Origin of the sequence: Pseudomonas sp. ATCC 13867 (genome assembly GCF_000349845.1) — a bacterium.
Lineage (GTDB): Bacteria > Pseudomonadota > Gammaproteobacteria > Pseudomonadales > Pseudomonadaceae > Pseudomonas.
Window position 1 is genome coordinate 1122599 of the sequence record NC_020829.1, and the last position, 15646, is coordinate 1138244.

14 protein-coding genes are annotated in these 15646 nt (G+C 67.6%); 5 read left to right on the plus strand and 9 right to left on the minus strand.

The genetic code is table 11. The features are described 5' to 3' along the window. Nucleotides 1–139: 139 nt before the first annotated feature. Nucleotides 140–2683, plus strand: coding sequence for a sulfite reductase flavoprotein subunit alpha (locus H681_RS05155; RefSeq protein ID WP_041711741.1), 2544 nt, complete (start codon nucleotides 140–142; stop codon nucleotides 2681–2683). Nucleotides 2684–2908: 225 nt separating this feature from the next. On the opposite strand, the gene lpxO is transcribed toward H681_RS05155, so the two are convergent. Beyond that, entirely contained in the window at nucleotides 2909–3808 is a 900-nt protein-coding gene (lpxO, locus tag H681_RS05160) for a lipid A hydroxylase LpxO (protein ID WP_086009594.1), read from the minus strand. A 130-nt stretch (nucleotides 3809–3938) separates the two neighbouring features. Here lpxO and H681_RS05165 point away from each other — a divergent pair, with 130 nt between their 5' ends. The 3 genes from H681_RS05165 to H681_RS05175 are packed head-to-tail and all read left to right on the plus strand — an operon-like array spanning nucleotide 3939 to nucleotide 6282. After that, nucleotides 3939–4694, plus strand: coding sequence for a 5-oxoprolinase subunit PxpA (locus tag H681_RS05165; protein ID WP_015475778.1), 756 nt, complete (start codon nucleotides 3939–3941; stop codon nucleotides 4692–4694). Beyond that, entirely contained in the window at nucleotides 4691–5368 is a 678-nt protein-coding gene (gene pxpB, locus H681_RS05170; RefSeq protein WP_015475779.1) for a 5-oxoprolinase subunit PxpB, read from the plus strand. Before H681_RS05165 ends, pxpB begins: the two co-directional genes overlap by 4 nt. Beyond that, on the plus strand, nucleotides 5365–6282 hold the full coding sequence (locus tag H681_RS05175; protein WP_015475780.1) for a biotin-dependent carboxyltransferase family protein: 918 nt from the start codon (nucleotides 5365–5367) through the stop codon (nucleotides 6280–6282). Before pxpB ends, H681_RS05175 begins: the two co-directional genes overlap by 4 nt. 141 nt (nucleotides 6283–6423) lie before the next feature. Here H681_RS05175 and H681_RS05180 read toward each other — a convergent pair whose 3' ends face one another. Beyond that, on the minus strand, nucleotides 6424–6918 hold the full coding sequence (locus H681_RS05180; protein ID WP_015475781.1) for an Lrp/AsnC family transcriptional regulator: 495 nt from the start codon (nucleotides 6916–6918) through the stop codon (nucleotides 6424–6426). Between the two features lie 134 nt (nucleotides 6919–7052). Here H681_RS05180 and H681_RS05185 point away from each other — a divergent pair, with 134 nt between their 5' ends. After that, a complete protein-coding gene (locus H681_RS05185) occupies nucleotides 7053–7679 on the plus strand; it encodes a LysE family translocator (RefSeq protein WP_015475782.1) in 627 nt (208 codons plus the stop codon). A 92-nt stretch (nucleotides 7680–7771) separates the two neighbouring features. On the opposite strand, the gene H681_RS05190 is transcribed toward H681_RS05185, so the two are convergent. The 7 genes from H681_RS05190 to H681_RS05220 form a co-directional block, all read right to left on the minus strand. Continuing rightward, nucleotides 7772–8422, minus strand: coding sequence for a hypothetical protein (locus H681_RS05190; protein ID WP_015475783.1), 651 nt, complete (start codon nucleotides 8420–8422; stop codon nucleotides 7772–7774). 148 nt (nucleotides 8423–8570) lie between these two features. Beyond that, the gene (locus tag H681_RS05195) at nucleotides 8571–9542 is read right to left on the minus strand and encodes a peptide ABC transporter ATP-binding protein (RefSeq protein ID WP_015475784.1); all 972 of its coding nucleotides are present in this window, start codon (nucleotides 9540–9542) and stop codon (nucleotides 8571–8573) included. Continuing rightward, on the minus strand, nucleotides 9539–10516 hold the full coding sequence (locus tag H681_RS05200) for an ABC transporter ATP-binding protein (RefSeq protein WP_015475785.1): 978 nt from the start codon (nucleotides 10514–10516) through the stop codon (nucleotides 9539–9541). Before H681_RS05200 ends, H681_RS05195 begins: the two co-directional genes overlap by 4 nt. A 133-nt stretch (nucleotides 10517–10649) precedes the next feature. Further along, on the minus strand, nucleotides 10650–11561 hold the full coding sequence (locus H681_RS05205) for an ABC transporter permease subunit (protein ID WP_015475786.1): 912 nt from the start codon (nucleotides 11559–11561) through the stop codon (nucleotides 10650–10652). A gap of 12 nt (nucleotides 11562–11573) precedes the next feature. Next, complete coding sequence (locus tag H681_RS05210; RefSeq protein ID WP_015475787.1) at nucleotides 11574–12584, minus strand: ABC transporter permease subunit; 1011 nt, start codon at nucleotides 12582–12584, stop codon at nucleotides 11574–11576. Nucleotides 12585–12648: 64 nt separating this feature from the next. Further along, complete coding sequence (locus tag H681_RS05215) at nucleotides 12649–14244, minus strand: ABC transporter substrate-binding protein (RefSeq protein ID WP_015475788.1); 1596 nt, start codon at nucleotides 14242–14244, stop codon at nucleotides 12649–12651. 10 nt (nucleotides 14245–14254) lie between these two features. Continuing rightward, nucleotides 14255–15634, minus strand: coding sequence for an OprD family outer membrane porin (locus H681_RS05220; protein ID WP_015475789.1), 1380 nt, complete (start codon nucleotides 15632–15634; stop codon nucleotides 14255–14257). Nucleotides 15635–15646 lie beyond the last annotated feature (12 nt).

The window sequence follows — 15646 nt, forward strand, 5'->3', positions numbered from 1 at the left end:
GGCCGACGCTCCTCGGCCGGGGTTTTTGTTTGTTGGCCGCCAGGTTTGGGTAAAGGTTGTAAAAATCGGCTGCATTTGCGAGCTGTTCTCAATAAAATTCCGCCCCGCGCGAAGGGCGGCATGACGTGAGGCCACGGTGTTGAAGAAAGTCTGGTTCCAGTTGCATTGGCTGTTCGGCATCAGCGCCGGTTTGGTGCTGGCGCTGATGGGCCTGAGCGGGGCGATGCTGTCGTTCCAGGACGAAATCCTGCGCGCCGTGAATCCCGCCAGCCTCACCGTGGAAAAGCGCGCCGAGGGCACGTTGCCGATGGACGAACTGATCCATCGGGTGGAGAGCGCCGAGCCGGGCAAGAAAGTCGCCTTCGTCTGGGTGACCCTCGACGGCGACCAGGCCAGCCGCCTCTTCTACACGCCCAAGCCGGGCCAGCGCCGGGGCGAATCGCGCTACGTCGACCCGTACACCGCCCAGTTCCTGCCGGCGCCCAGGGGCGAAGGCTTCTTCAACTTCGTCATGCAGCTGCACCGCTTCCTCGCCGCGGGCGAGCTGGGCAAACAGGTCACCGCCGCCAGTACGCTGATCCTGCTCTACCTGTGCCTCTCCGGCCTGTACCTGCGCTGGCCGCGCAAGGCCCTGAACTGGCGCGCCTGGCTGACCTTCGACTGGGCCAAGAAGGGCCGGGCGTTCAACTGGGACCTGCATGCCGTGGCCGGTACCTGGTGCCTGGCGTTCTACCTCCTGGCAGCCCTGAGCGGCCTGTACTGGTCCTACGACTGGTACCGAGGCGGCCTGTTCAAGCTGCTCGACGACACCCCGGCCGGCCAGCCCAAGGGGCTGCGTGGCGGCAAGCGCGGCCCGGCGCCCAAGGGCCCGCCGCCGGAGGTCGATGCAAGCGCCGTCTGGGCCACCATCGAGCAGACCGGCGGCGCCGCGATGACCGCCTACAACCTGCGCCTGCCGCCGGTGAAAGGCCAGCCGGCAACCGTCTTCTACCTCCTCGACGACGCCGCCCACGAGCGCGCCTTCAACGAAATGACCATCGACCCGGCCAGCGGCAAGCTCCTGGCCGACAAGCGCTACACCGACAGTTCCTTCGGCAAGCAACTGCTGACCAGCGTCTATGCCCTGCACGTGGGCAGCTATTTCGGCCTCGCCGGGCGCATCCTGATGATGCTGGCGAGCCTGTCGATGCCGCTGTTCTTCATCACCGGCTGGCTGCTCTACCTCGACCGCCGCCGCAAGCAGCGCGCGGCCCAGGCCGCCCGTGGCGAGCTCGACACGCGTACGCTCGTCGGCGACGCCTGGCTGGTGGGCTACGCCAGCCAGAGCGGCCTCGCCGAGCAACTGGCCTGGCAGAGCGCCGGGCAATTGCAGGCCGCCGGCCTGCCGGTGCGCGTCGAGCCGCTGGCGAAGCTGGACCGCGCGCAACTGGAGCAGACCCGCAACGCGCTGTTCGTGGTCAGCACCTTCGGCGACGGCGAGGCCCCGGACAACGCCCGTGGCTTCGAGCGCCACCTGCTGGGCCAGAGCCTGGGGCTGGGCGACCTGCGCTATGCCGTCCTTGCCCTCGGCGATCGCCAGTACGAGCACTTCTGTGGCTTCGCCCGTCGCCTGCAAGGCTGGCTGCAAGGACAGGGCGCGCGGGCGCTGTTCGATGGCGTCGAGGTGGACAATGGCGATGCCGCCGCGCTGCACGACTGGCAGCGGCGCCTTGCCGAACTTTCCGGCGCCGCGCCGCAGGCCGCGTTCAGCGCGCCGGCCTTCGAAGTCTGGACGCTGGCTGGCCGCGAGCACCTCAATCCGGGCAGCCAGGGCGAACCCACCTGGCTGCTGCGCCTGGCCGCGCCGAACGATTCGCGGATCGACTGGAGCGCCGGCGACCTGGTGGAGATCGCCCCGCGCCAACCGGCGTTCCTGGTCGAGGCCTGGCTGGATCGCCTCGGCCTGGACGGCGGTTCGACCATCCAGGCCGAGGGGATCGCCACCTCGCTGAAGATCGCCCTGGCCGGCTGCCTGCTGCCGGGTAACCTCGAACACCTGGTAGGCCTGCATGGCCAGGCGGTGTACGACGCGTTGATCAAGCTGTCCGTGCGCCAGTACTCCATCGCCTCGTTGCGCAGCGATGGCGCGCTGGAGCTGATCGTGCGCCAGGAACAGCACGCCGACGGCTCGCTGGGCATCTGCTCCGGCTGGCTCACCGCGTACCTGCCGGAGGGCGGCAACCTGCTGCTGCGCCTGCGGCGCAACCGCAGCTTCCACCTGTGCGAGGCGGATCGCCCGCTGATCCTGATCGGCAACGGCACGGGCCTGGCCGGGCTGCGCAGCCTGCTGCGCGCCAGCATCGCCGAAGGCCGCCGGCGCAATTGGCTGCTGTTCGGCGAGCGCAACCTCGCCCACGACTTCTACTGCCGCGAGGAACTGGAAAGCGCGCTGGCACGGGGCGAACTGCAGCGCCTGGACGTCGCCTTCTCCCGCGACCAGGCCGAGAAGGTCTACGTGCAGGACCGCCTGCGCGCCAGCGGTGAAGTGCTCGCCCAATGGCTGGACGAGGGTGCGCTGATCTACGTCTGCGGCAGCCTGCAGGGCATGGCCGAAGGCGTCGACCGCGCGCTGCGCGAGATGCTTGGCGATGCCCAGGTCGAGGAGTTGCTGGAGACCGGGCGCTACCGGCGCGACGTTTATTGATCCGGCGTCGAGCGTAGCCAGTCGCGACGACGTGACGAGCTTTTTTATAGGAGCGAGCTTGCTCGCGAACAGATATCCCGGCAGCTCCGGAGCTGGGTCGGTTCGCGAGCAAGCTCGCTCCTACAGGGAAAGACCGCACTGCGTTCCAGGCGGTGCAAAGCAAGAGGCCCCCGCCTAAGCGGAGGCCTTTTTGATTTCAGGGCCTGGCTCGGATCCTGCGTCGACTCATATCCACAGGAACAGCGCCAGCACCGCCGCGAAGAACCCCCACTTCTGCAGGTAGTACAGCTTGCGGTTGCGCTTCTTCAGCGCCTTGCCGTGCAGGCGGATCCTGTACAGCGAGGCAAAGGCGCGGTTGATGCCGCCGGTCTTGTCGCCCGCGTCGTTCGGCGAGGCGGCGGCGGCCATCACGTTGCGGCTGAACCAGCGGTTGAACGCCGTGGCCCAGCGGTACTTCAGCGGCCGCTCGATGTCGCAGAAGAGGATCACCCGGTCATGCCCGGTGGTGTTCTCGGCATAGTGGATGTAGGTCTCGTCGAACACCACCGCTTCGCCGTCGCGCCAGTGGTAGCGCTCGCCGTCCACCTCGATGAAGCAGCCCGGATCGTTCGGCGTCATCAGCCCCAGGTGGTAGCGCACGGAACCGGCGTAAGGGTCGCGGTGGCGCACCAGGCGCGAGCCCGGCGGCAGTTCGGCGAACATCGCCGCCTTGACCGAGGGAATCCGCCGCAGCAGCTCGGTGGTCTTCGGGCACAGCGCATCGGCGGACGGATGGCTGTCGTCGTACCACTTCAGGTAGAAGCGCTTCCAGCCGGTCTTGAAGAAGGAGTTGAAGCCCACGTCGTTGAGCTGTTCGGAACGCTTGATGCTGCCGGCGTCGCGCAGGTGCAGGGCTTCGCTGCGGATGGTTTCCCAGTTCTCGGTCAGCAGGCGCATCTCGGGAAAATCGTCGGTCGCCAGGTACGGGCGGCTCGGTACCCTGGAGAACAGGTACATGATGCAGTTGATCGGTGCCAGGAAGCTGGAGTGGTCGGTCAACTGGCGCGTGAACTTGTGACGCACCCGTCCGCGCAGGTGGACATAAACGATGCTCAGGCCGAAGGCGGCCAGGATGGCGGCTTTGATCATTCGGAGAAGGTATCCGCGGATAGAGACCGTGAATGGTACTCCTCCTAATCGTGAGTGAGTATTCTCCGAAGGCCAAAGGCCAGTGTCTGTTTTAACCTGTAGGAAATTTCGAAGGATGGTGAGGCCGATGACCGAGCGCACGACGCGGATCCTGCTCAACTGCGACATGGGCGAAAGTTTCGGTGCCTGGAGCATGGGCGACGACACCCATGCCATGCCGCTGATCGACCAGGCCAACCTGGCCTGCGGCTACCATGCGGGCGACCCGCTGACCATGCAGCGCACCGTTCGCCTGGCGGTAGAGCAGGGCGTCAGCATTGGCGCACACCCGGCCTACCCGGACCTGGCCGGCTTCGGCCGCCGGCACCTGAGCTGCTCGCCCGAGGAAGTGCGGGCGCTGGTGCTCTACCAGATCGGCGCCCTGGACGCCTTCTGCCGCGCCGCCGGCACCCGCGTCGATTACGTGAAGCCCCACGGCGCGCTGTACAACGACCTGGTGCGGGACGACGCGCTGCTCAGTGCCGTGCTCGACGCCTGCGCCGCCTACCGCAAGGGCCTGCCGCTGATGGTACTGGCCCTGGCCGACAACCGCCGCGAACTGCAACTGGCCGATGCCGCCGACGTACCGCTGATGTTCGAGGCCTTCGCCGACCGCGCCTACCTGCCCGACGGTCAGCTCGCCCCGCGCCGCCTGCCCGATGCCGTGCACCACGAACCACAGCGCATCCTCGACCAGGCCCTGGCGATTGCCCGTGGCGAGCCCTTCCCGGACATCGACGGCAACCCGCTGCGCCTGCGCGCCGACAGCCTCTGCGTGCACGGCGACAACCCCGAATCCCTGGCGGTGCTACGGCGCCTGCGTGGCCTGCTGGACCAGGCATGATCCGTGTCGAAGCCTTCGGCGCCACGGCGCTGCTGATCACCCTCGCCGAGCAGCCCGACGAAGCGCTGCCGCTTCGCATCGCTTGCCTTGCCGAGCGACTGCGCGCCGAGTTGGGCGCGGCATTGACGGATTGTGTGCCCGGCTGGACCACCCTGTTGCTGCACTATGACCTGCTGCGTATCGACCTGCCGCAACTGCAGGGCCGCGTCCGGGCGGCGCTGGCGGACTGGCCGGGCGAACCGCAGGCGAGTAGCCCCGGCCGCCTGCATGAAATTGCCGTGTGGTATGCCGGTGAGGACCTGGCTGAAGTCGGCCGGCTGTGTGGGCTCACGTCCACTCAGGTCATCTCCCTGCACGCCGGCCGTGACTATCGCGTCGGCGCGATCGGCTTTTCCCCCGGCTTCGCTTACCTCGGTGAGCTGGACGAACGACTCGCCCTGCCACGCCGGGCCACGCCGCGCACGCACGTGCCCGCCGGCAGCCTGGCAATCGCCGAGCGGCAGACGGCGGTTTATCCAAAGGCCTCGCCCGGCGGCTGGCATCTGCTCGGTCGCACCGCGCAGCGATTGTTCGATCCGTGGCGGGAGCCGCCCTGTCCGCTGGCGGTGGGCGACCGGGTACGCTTCGTACCCATCGACGAAGCGGCCTACCATGCCGCCGGTGGCGAGCCATGAGCCTGACGGTGATCGCCTGCGGCCCGCTGTGCCTGTTGCAGGATGGTGGGCGCCACGGCTGGCAGGGACTGGGCGTATCGCCCGGCGGCCCCGTGGATCGGCACGCGGCGGCCTGGGCGAATCGATTGCTTGGCAATGGCCGCGATACGCCGCTGCTGGAGATAGCCCTGGGCGGCGTGGAGCTGGATGCGCGGTCGGACACCTGGCTGGCGCTGACGGGCGCCGAGCTGCCGGCCTGTCTCGACGGCGAGCCGCTACCGGCCTGGTCACGTTTTCGCGTGCGGGCGGGACAGCGCCTGAAACTGGGTTTTGCCCGTGCCGGGCAGCGGGCCTGTCTCGCCGTTGCCGGAGGCTTCCGGGTCCGAGCGGTGCTGGGCAGCGTCTCGACCCATGCGCGGGAAAAACTCGGCGGCCTGTCCGGCGATGGCCAGCCGCTCGCCGTGGGCGACGTGCTGGAGTGCGCCGACGAGGGAGCGCGTTTCACGCAGGGGGCGAGTGTGCCCTGGTCCTATCGGCCGGATTATCGCGAGCCCCCCGCCTTGCGCGTGCTGCCGGGCCCGGATGCGTTCACGGCCGCACAACGGCAAGCCTTCTTCCGCCAGCCCTGGCGGATCAGCCCGCAATCCGACCGCATGGGTGTGCGCCTGCGCGGCGAGGCGCTGGAGGCGCCGCGCCGGCAATGGTCGCTGGGCGTGGTGGACGGCGCCATCCAGGTACCGCCGGACGGCCAGCCGATCATCCTGCTGGCCGACCGTCAGAGCATGGGCGGCTACTCCGTACTCGGCGTGCTGCACCCGCTGGACATCGGTCGCCTGGCGCAATGCCCGGCGCACAGCGAGGTGCGCTTCGCCCCGGCGAGCGTGGAACAGGCGCAAGCGGACCTGCGCGCATTCCTGCGCTTCTTCGCTACTTAGTGGCCTGTGTGGCTAATTCGACTAATCAATTTCGGCGCTAGGCTTCGCCATACTGCGTTGCCGCTCCTCACCGTAGCCTTGCTACGACTCGTCGCGGCGCCTTGTCTGGCAAACCCTGGCACTCGAACTTCAATTGCCGAATCAGCCGTACAGGCCACTAGGCAGGTGCCGCAGCGGCAGAGGCGCCGACTCCTTCACCGTCTGGATCGCGAAATTGCTACGGATGTCGCTGACGCCCGGCAGCTTGAGCAGGGTGCCGGTGAGGAACTGCTCGTAGGCGCGCAGGTCGGGCAGCACGACCTGCAACAGGAAGTCCGACTCGCCGCTGACCAGGTGCACCGAGATCACTTCCGGCAGGTCGATCACCGCCTGGCGAAAGGCGGCGGCACTGGTGTCGCTGTGGCGCTCGACCTTCACCCCGACGAAGACCGTCAGTCCCAGTCCGACTTCGTCGCGGCCCAGTTCGGCGTGGTAGCCGCGGATCATCCCGGCTTCCTCCAGCAGGCGCACCCGGCGCAGGCAGGGGGAGGGCGAGAGGCCGATTTCCTCGGCCAGTTCCACGTTGCTCAGGCGGCCGTCGCGTTGCAGGGCGGCGAGGATGCGGTGGTCGTAGGCGTCCAGCTTGGGGATTGGCATAAGCGGATACTCGTTGGCTTTCTGCTTGGCAGAATATGCCAAACAGCATCGTGATGCTGGCCGAATACGCAAGCACCTGCCTCGGCTTTCGGACATAGAATCCCTATCCGCAATGACTGTTTCGGAGCGGATTGATGGATATCGGTGTGTTCCTGCTGGCCCTGGCGATGGTCTACCTGCTGCCGGGGCCGGACATGATTCTCCTGTTGCACACCGGTGCCCGCGACGGCTGCCGTGCCGCGCTGGCCACGGCGCTCGGCCTTGGCCTGGCGCGCGCCTGTCATGTGGCGCTGGCGGCAACCGGCCTGGCGCTGCTGTTCCGCAGCGCGCCCTGGACCTTCGATGCGGTGCGCGTTGGCGGCGGCCTCTACCTGGCCTGGATCGGCCTGCAACTGCTGCGTGCGCCGGTCGGTCCGGCCGTGGACAGCGCCGAACGCGCGAAAGCCCCGGCGAGCTATCGACGGGCCTTGCGCCGCGGTGTGCTGACCAACCTGCTCAACCCCAAGGCGCTGCTGTTCTGTTCGGTGCTGCTGCCGCAATTCATCCAGCCGCAGAACGGCCCGCTGGCCGTGCAGTTCGCGCTGCTGGGCGGCGTGCTGGTGCTGGTGGGACTGGGCTTCGACAGCTTCTACGCGGTCAGCGGTGAGCGCATGGGGCGCTGGCTGGCGCGGCACAGGACGATGCAACGAGTGCAGCAGTGGGGCTTCGGCGGCATCCTGCTGGGCTTCGGCGTACGCCTGGCGCTGATCCGCGACCTTTGAACTGGGGCTTTTCATAGGAGCGAGCTTGCTCGCGAACGGCCCCAGCTCCGCTGCCAGGAGGTTCGCGAGCAAGCTCCTACAGGGTGTTTCCCTCAGAGGTCTTCCGGCTGGATTTTCCACAGGCGCGCTACGGAGGGCCTATGCGGATTGCGCGCGACGACCAGCAACCCGAGGTCGCCGCCGCGCAGTTCCTTCAGAAGTTGCTCGCCCGTGCGTTGCTGCATGCTTTCGGCCAGATGCCCCAGGGCGATGGCGGCCGCCGCCGGATGAGTGGCGACGGGCACGTAGCTTCCGCCGTCCATGTCCAGCACGAGGTGCTTCTCGCCCGGCTCCGGGGTGGGGATGTGCAGGTTGGCCTTGAGCAATTGGGCCATCGCCTCGTTGCGCTGTGCGGCGGTGAGTTGGCCCTGCGGCAAGGCGCGTTCCAGTGGATAGAACTCGTCCGTCGGCTCCGCTTCCGGTTTCGCTGCGCAAGGTGTGGCGGGCGTCTTCACGGAGGTTGGCGCGGGCGATGCCACTGGCGCTGCCGGGGGCGCGGCGAAGTCCGGCTCTTCCTGGCCAAGGCCGTCCCAGTCGATCCCGTCGAGATCGATCTCCGGCTGGGCCTTCTTCCTCGGAGCCGCCTTCTTCCGCGAATTCACGGCCGCGCGAATGTCCAGTCGCCGCTGGCGCTTCCACTTGTGGATCTGGACATTGGCGACGATGGCGGCAGCGAGGATGAGCAAGAGGAAGAACAGCAGCATGAATGGCCCGGTCCTGTGGATGACGGCCACTGCGGTGGGACAGCGGCGGGGCGCCCCCCTGGCGGGACAGGGCGGATCAGGCGGTCAGCCTGTTCCGGCTCAGTTGTATCCGAAAGGATGGGCCGGCCTAAGACCGGCCCATTTCGTTTCAGTTCAGGAATTGCTCCGCGTGGTGGCACGCGACCTGGCGCTCATCCAGCAAGCGAAGCTCCGGCACTTCGCTCCTGCAACGCTCGGTGGCATACGGGCAGCGCTTGTGGAAGGCGCAGCCACTGGGCGGGTTGAGCGGGTTGGGCAGCTCGCCCTGGATCTTGATCTTGGGCTTGTCCGGATCGGGATGGATGGCCGGGGTCGCCGAGAGCAGGGCCTGGGTGTAGGGGTGCAACGGGCGTTCATAGAGCTTTTCCGCCGGCCCCATTTCCGCCGGGCGGCCGAGGTACATCACCAGCACGTCGTCGGCCACGTGGCGGACCACGGCGAGGTTGTGCGAGATGAACACGTAGGCGGTGCCGTACTCCTCCTGCAGGTCCATGAACAGGTTGAGCACCTGGGCCTGGATCGACACGTCCAGTGCCGAGGTCGGCTCGTCCGCCACCAGCACTTTCGGCCGCAGCATCATGGCGCGGGCCAGGGCGATGCGCTGGCGCTGGCCGCCGGAGAACATGTGCGGGTAGCGCTGGTAGTGCTCGGGGCGCAGGCCGACCTGCTTCATCATCGCCTGCACCCGCTCGCGGCGTTCGGTGCGCGACAGGTTGGTGTTGATCAGCAGCGGCTCGGCCAGCTGGTCGCCGATCTTCTGCCGCGGGTTGAGCGAGGCGTAGGGGTTCTGGAAGACCATCTGCACGTCGCGGCGCAGTTGCTTGCGCGTCTCGTGGTTGGCGCCCTTCACCTCGTGGCCGGCGATCTGCAGGGAGCCTGCGGTGGGTTCCTCGATCAGGGTCAGCGCCCGGGCGAGCGTGGACTTGCCGCAGCCGGATTCGCCGACCACGGCCAGCGTCTTGCCGGCCTGCAGCTCGAAGGATACGCCGTTGAGCGCGCGGACCAGGGCGTGCGGCTTGAACAGGCCCTGGGAGATTTCGTAGTGACGGGTCAGGTCGCGGGCGGTCAGGACGGCGTTCATCGGGCCACCTCGGTGTTCAGGTTGAGCGGGTAGAAGCAGCGCACGGCGCCGCGCTCATGGGGTTCCAGGGCCGGGCGCACGGCGCGGCAGTTGTCCTGCGCGTAGGGGCAACGCGGCGACAGCAGGCAGCCCTGCGGCCGGTCGTACTTGCCGGGGACGATGCCGGGCAGGGTGGCCAGGCGTTCCTCGCCGGCGCTGTGCTCGGGGATGGCCTTGAGCAGTGCCTCGGTGTAGGGGTGGGTCGGCAGGTCGAACAGCGCCGGTACCTCGCCGATCTCCACCGCCTGCCCCGCGTACATCACGCAGACGCGCTGGGCGGTTTCGGCTACCACGGCCAGATCGTGGGTGATCAGGATCAGTGCCATGCCCTGGTCGCGTTGCAGGTTCAGCAACAGTTCCATGATCTGCGCCTGGATGGTCACGTCCAGCGCGGTGGTCGGTTCGTCGGCGATCAGCAGCTTGGGTTCGCCGGCGATCGCCATGGCGATCGCCACGCGCTGGCTCATGCCGCCGGAGAGCTGGTGCGGGTAAGCCTCCAGGCGCTGGGCGGCGCCGGGGATTTCCACCCGTTCGAGCAGTTCCAGGGCGCGCTGGCGCAGCGCCTTGCCGCGCAGGCCGAGGTGCAGCTTGAGCACTTCCTCGATCTGGTAGCCGACGGTGAAGCTGGGGTTGAGCGCGGTCATCGGGTCCTGGAAGACCATGGCGATGTCCTTGCCGACGATGCGCCGCCGCTCGCGGCCCTTCAGGCGCAGCATGTCGGTGTCGTCGAACTGCATGGTGTCGGCGGTGATGATGCCGGGGGCGTCGATCAGGCCCATCAGGGCCATCATGGTCACGGATTTGCCGGAGCCGGATTCGCCGACGATGGCCAGGACTTCGCCCTTGTCCACGGCGAGGTCGAGGCCGTCCACCACCGGGACGGCGTTGCGGTCGCCGAAGCGTACCGAGAGATTGCGCAGGTCGAGGAGGCTCATACGGCGCTCTCCATCAGGCTTCTGTTCTTCTTGTAGGAGCGAGCTTGCTCGCGAACGGGGAGCGCGGAGGACGGCAGGTTCGCGAGCAAGCTCGCTCCTACAGCACATGCGAAAGTCATCATTGGTGTCTTCCTCACGCCGCGTTCTTCAGCTTCGGATCCAGCGCGTCGCGCAGGCCGTCGCCCATCAGGTTGATCGCCAGCACGCTGAGCAGGATGGTCAGGCCGGGCAGCGAGACGACCCACCAGGCGCGCTCGATGTAGTCGCGCGCGGAGGCCAGCATGGTGCCCCACTCGGGTGTCGGCGGCTGCACGCCGAGGCCGAGGAAGCCCAGGGCGGCGGCGTCGAGGATCGCCGAGGAGAAGCTCAGGGTGGCCTGCACGATCAGCGGCGCCATGCAGTTGGGCAGCACGGTGACGAACATCAGGCGCAGGGTGCCGGCGCCGGCCAGGCGCGAGGCGGTGACGTAGTCGCGGTTCAGCTCGCCCATCACGGCGGCGCGGGTCAGGCGCACGTAGGCCGGCAGCGAGACGATGGCGATGGCGATCACGGTGTTGATCAGGCCCGGGCCGAGGATGGCAACGATGGCCACCGCCAGCAGCAGCGAGGGCAGGGCCAGCATGATGTCCATCAGGCGCATGATCACCGGGCCCAGACGGTTGGGCGAGAAGCCGGCGAACAGGCCGAGGATGATGCCGGGGATCATCGAGATCACCACCGAGGCCAGGCCGATCTTCAATGACAGTCGCGCGCCGTGCATCAGGCGCGAAAGCAGGTCGCGGCCCAGTTCGTCGGTGCCTAGCAGGAAGCGCATCTGCCCGCCTTCCTGCCACGCCGGCGGGGTCAGCAGGTACTCGCGGAACTGCCAGCTCGGATCATGGGGCGCCACCCAGGGGGCGAACAGCGCGCAGAACACGATGACCAGCATGAACAGCAGGCCGCCGACCGCGCCCTTGTTGCGCGAGAAGGCTTGCCAGAATTCTTTCAGCGGGGAGGGGTAGACCAGGCTCGGGTCGCTGGCGGGAGCTTTGGCGTTGGCATTCATGGCGTGGGCTCCTCAGCGTTGGTGGCGGATGCGTGGGTTGGCCAGACCGTAGAGGATGTCCACGGTGAAGTTGACCAGGATCACCAGGGTCGCCACCAGGAGGATGCCGTTCTGCACCACCGGGTAGTCGCGGCGGCTGATCGCGTCGATCAGCCATTTGCCGATGCCCGGCCAGGAGAAGATGGTCTCGGTGAGCACGGCACCGGCGAGCAGCGTGCCGACCTGCAGGCCGAACACCGTGAGCACCGGGATCATGGCGTTGCGCAGGGCGTGGATGAATACCACGCGGGCCGGCGACAGGCCCTTGGCGCGGGCGGTACGCACGTAGTCCTCGCGCAGCACTTCGAGCATCGCCGAGCGGGTCATCCGGGCGATTACCGCCAGCGGGATGGTGCCCAGCACGATGGCCGGCAGGATCAGGTGGCGCACGGCGTCCACGAACGCGCCTTCCTCGCCGGAGAGCAGGGTGTCGATGAGCATGAAGCCGGTCACAGGCGGAATGTCGTAGAGCAGGTCCAGGCGTCCGGACACCGGCGTCCAGCCCAGGCTCACGGAGAACAGCATGATCAGGATCAGGCCCCACCAGAAGATCGGCATCGAGTAGCCGGCCAGGGAGATCGTCATCACCCCGTGATCGAACAGTGAGCCTCGCTTCAGCGCTGCGATCACCCCGGCCAGCAGGCCGAAGGTGCCGGCGAACAGCAGGGCCGCCAGCGACAGTTCGAGGGTGGCGGGGAACAGGGTGAGGAACTCGTGCCAGACACTGTCGCGGGTGGTCAGCGATTCGCCGAGATCGCCCTGGGCGAGGTTGCCGATGTAGTCCAGGTACTGCTGGTAGAGCGGCTTGTCGAGGCCGAGACGGTGCATGGCTTCGGCGTGCATCTGCGGATCGACGCGGCGCTCACCCATCATCACTTCCACCGGGTCGCCGGGGATCAGGCGGATCAGCGCGAAGGTCAGCAGGGTGACGCCGAAGAAGGTCGGGATCAGCAACCCGAAGCGGCGGGCAATGAAACTGAGCATGGTGGCGGAGGACTCCTCATCGCGCGGCTGCCCGCCGGAATGCTGGCGGGCGCCGCTTTTCTTGTCACTTCACCCGGGTTTCGGAAACCCGCACGTCGGCGAAGTTGTTATTGCTTAGCGGGCTGATGGTGTAGCCCTCGATGTCGCTGCGGCGCACATTGAACAGCTTAGGATGCGCCAGGGGAATCCACGGCGCTTGCTCGTGGAATATCTTTGTCGCCTTTTCATAAAGTTCCTGCCGTTTCGATCGTTCGTCGGTGCGCCGGGCCTGCTGGATCAACGATTCGAAGGCTGCGTCGCACCAGCGCGCCTGGTTTTCCCCGGACTTCGCCGCGGCGCAGCTGAGGTTGGGGCTGAGGAAGTTGTCCGGATCGCCGTTGTCGCCGGCCCAGCCGAGCAGCGAGAGGTCGTGTTCGCCGGCCTTGGAGCGCTTGAGCAGCTCGCCCCATTCCAGCGCGCGGATCTGCAGTTCGATACCAACCTTGGCGAGATCCGCCTGCATCATCTGTGCCGCCAGCGCCGGATTGGGAATGGTCGGCGAGCTGCCGTTGCGGATGAACAGCGTCAGCTTCGCGCCCTCCGCCCCGGCCTCCTTCAGCAGGGCCCGGGCGCGCGCGGGGTCGTGCGGCCAGTCCTGGAGCCGCTCGTTGTAGCCGAGCAGCGTCGAGGGGTAGGGGTTGACCGCCGGCGTCGCCGCGCCGGGGCCGAACACCGCGTCCAGCAGCGCCTGCTTGTCGATCGCCAGGTTGATGGCCTGGCGCACGCGCGCGTCGTCCAGCGGCTTGTGTTGGGTATTGAGGGCGACGTAGGTGGTCAGCAGGGCGTCGGTGCTGTCCACCGCCAGGCCCGCTTCCTTCTGCAACTGCGGCACGTCGGTCGGCTTGGGGTAGAGCGCGACCTGGCACTCGCCGCGGCGCAGTTTCTGCATGCGCACGTTGGGGTCGAGGGTGATGGCGAACACCAGGTTGTCGATCGCCGGCTTGCCGCCGAAGTAGTCCGGATTGGCCTTGTAGCGGACCTGTGCGTCGCGGGCGTAGCGGCTGAAGACGAAGGGGCCGGTGCCGATCGGCTGGGCGTTGAGCCGGTCCTGCCGGCCGGCCTCGAGCAACTGGTCGCCGTACTCGGCCGAGTAGATGGAGGCGAAGCTCATGGCCATGTCGGCGAGGAAGGGCGCCTCCGGGTGGTTCAGGGTGAAGCGCACGGTCAGGTCGTCGAGCTTGTCCACCGACTTGATCAGCTCGCCCATGTTCATCGCTTCGAAGTAGGCGTAGCCGCGTGGCGCCGAATCGTGCCAGGGATGCTGCGGGTCCAGCGCGCGCCGGAAGCTCCAGAGCACGTCGTCGGCGTTGAAGTCGCGGTCGGGCTTGAAGTACGCGGTGCTGTGGAACTTCACCCCCGGGCGCAGGTGGAAGGTGTAGGCCAGCCCGTCGGGGCTGACCTCCCAGCTCTGCGCCAGGGACGGGACGATCTCCGTGGTGCCCAGGCGGAACGCCACCAGGCGGCTGAACACCGTCTCGGCGGCGGCGTCGGCGGTGACCGCGCCGGTGTACTGGACGATGTCGAAGCCTTCCGGGCTGGCTTCGGTGCAGACCACCAGGTTCTGCGCCAGCGCGGGGCCGGCGCCGAGCGCCAGGAGCAGGGGCAGGTAGCGCGGGTTCATGCCGGTTCTCCTACAGCAGGGCGAAGGGGAAGGTGCTGACCAGGCGGATTTCGTCGACGCTGCCGTCGACCTGGTTCTGGCTGGCCAGGTGCTTCATGTACATCAGGCGGAACCTGGTACTCCGGAGCGGCCCGTCCTGGATCACGTAGGTGCCCATCAGGCCCAGTTCGTGGTGCTTTTCGCCATCCTGGGCGCGGACCTCGGCGTAGTTGCCGAAGGCGCCATTGCGGTCCCCGTCGTAATGGGTGCCGTCGATGTCCCAGCCCTTGGCGTACCACACCGCGGTGGTCAGGCCGGGCACGCCGTAGGGCGCGAAGTCAGTGCCGTAGCGCAACTGCACGGACTTCTCGTTGGGTCCGTTGTAGTCCGACAGCAGCGAGTTGGCCAGGTAGATGGCCGAGGTCTCGTGCACGTAGTCGAAATACTCGTTGCCGTCGACCTGCTGCCAGCCGAGCATCAGCGAGTGGGCGCCGTGGCCGAGGGTGAAGGCCAGGCTCCAGGTGTCGTTGTCGATGTAGCCCGCCTCGCGGTTGCCGGTGTCGCGGGTGCTGTAGAGGTTGAAGCTGGTGTTCAGCAGCAGCCTCTGCGCATCGCCCAGGTCGTGGGAGAGGCCGAGGTAGTACTGATTCCAGATGTTCTCGAAGTGGCCGCCGTAGGCCATCACCGACAGGTTCCCGGCGACCTTGTAGCTGCCGCCGATGTAGCTGTAGCGGTCGCCCTTGACCTGGCGCGTGCCGTACTCGGTGGTGAAGTCCTCGTCGCCCGCCCCGGTGCGCGGGCTGGCGCGGGTGAAGCTGCCGGCCTGCAGCGGGAGGCCGGCCAGTTCCTCGCTGAGCAGCGCCACGCCGTTGAAGCTCGACGGCAGGGCGCGGTTGTCGATGCTGTTGAACACCGGTGTCTCGACCTGGAAACGCCCGGCCTTGAGTTCGGTGTTGGAAACGCGCAGGCGCAGGTTGGCGATGCCCATCTTCGACCACTCGTCCACGGCCTCGCCATCGCTGTGGGTGAGGGTGCGGTTGCCGCCACCGCCGATCACACCCTTGCCACGCTCCAGGTTGATGGCGTTGAAACCGGCCACGTCGAGGCCGAAGCCCACGGTGCCCTGGGTGTAGCCGGAGCTGTACTGGAGGATGGTGCCCTGCACCCAGGTGCGGCGGCTGTGGGTGAATTCCGAACCGCCGTCCTTGGGAATGCGGAAGCCGAAGCTGTCGTGCATCTGCTCGCGGGAGGCGAAGTTGCGCGTGGTCAGGGTCAGGCTCTGGCCCTCGACGAAGCCTGTGGCGCCGGCCTGGCCCCTGTTCGCATCGTCCTCGGCGGCCCAGGCCTGGCCGAGCAGCCCGGCGCCGATCGCCAGGCCCAGTACGGCGGGTTTGAAATACGGACACTGCATGGGATTGCTCCT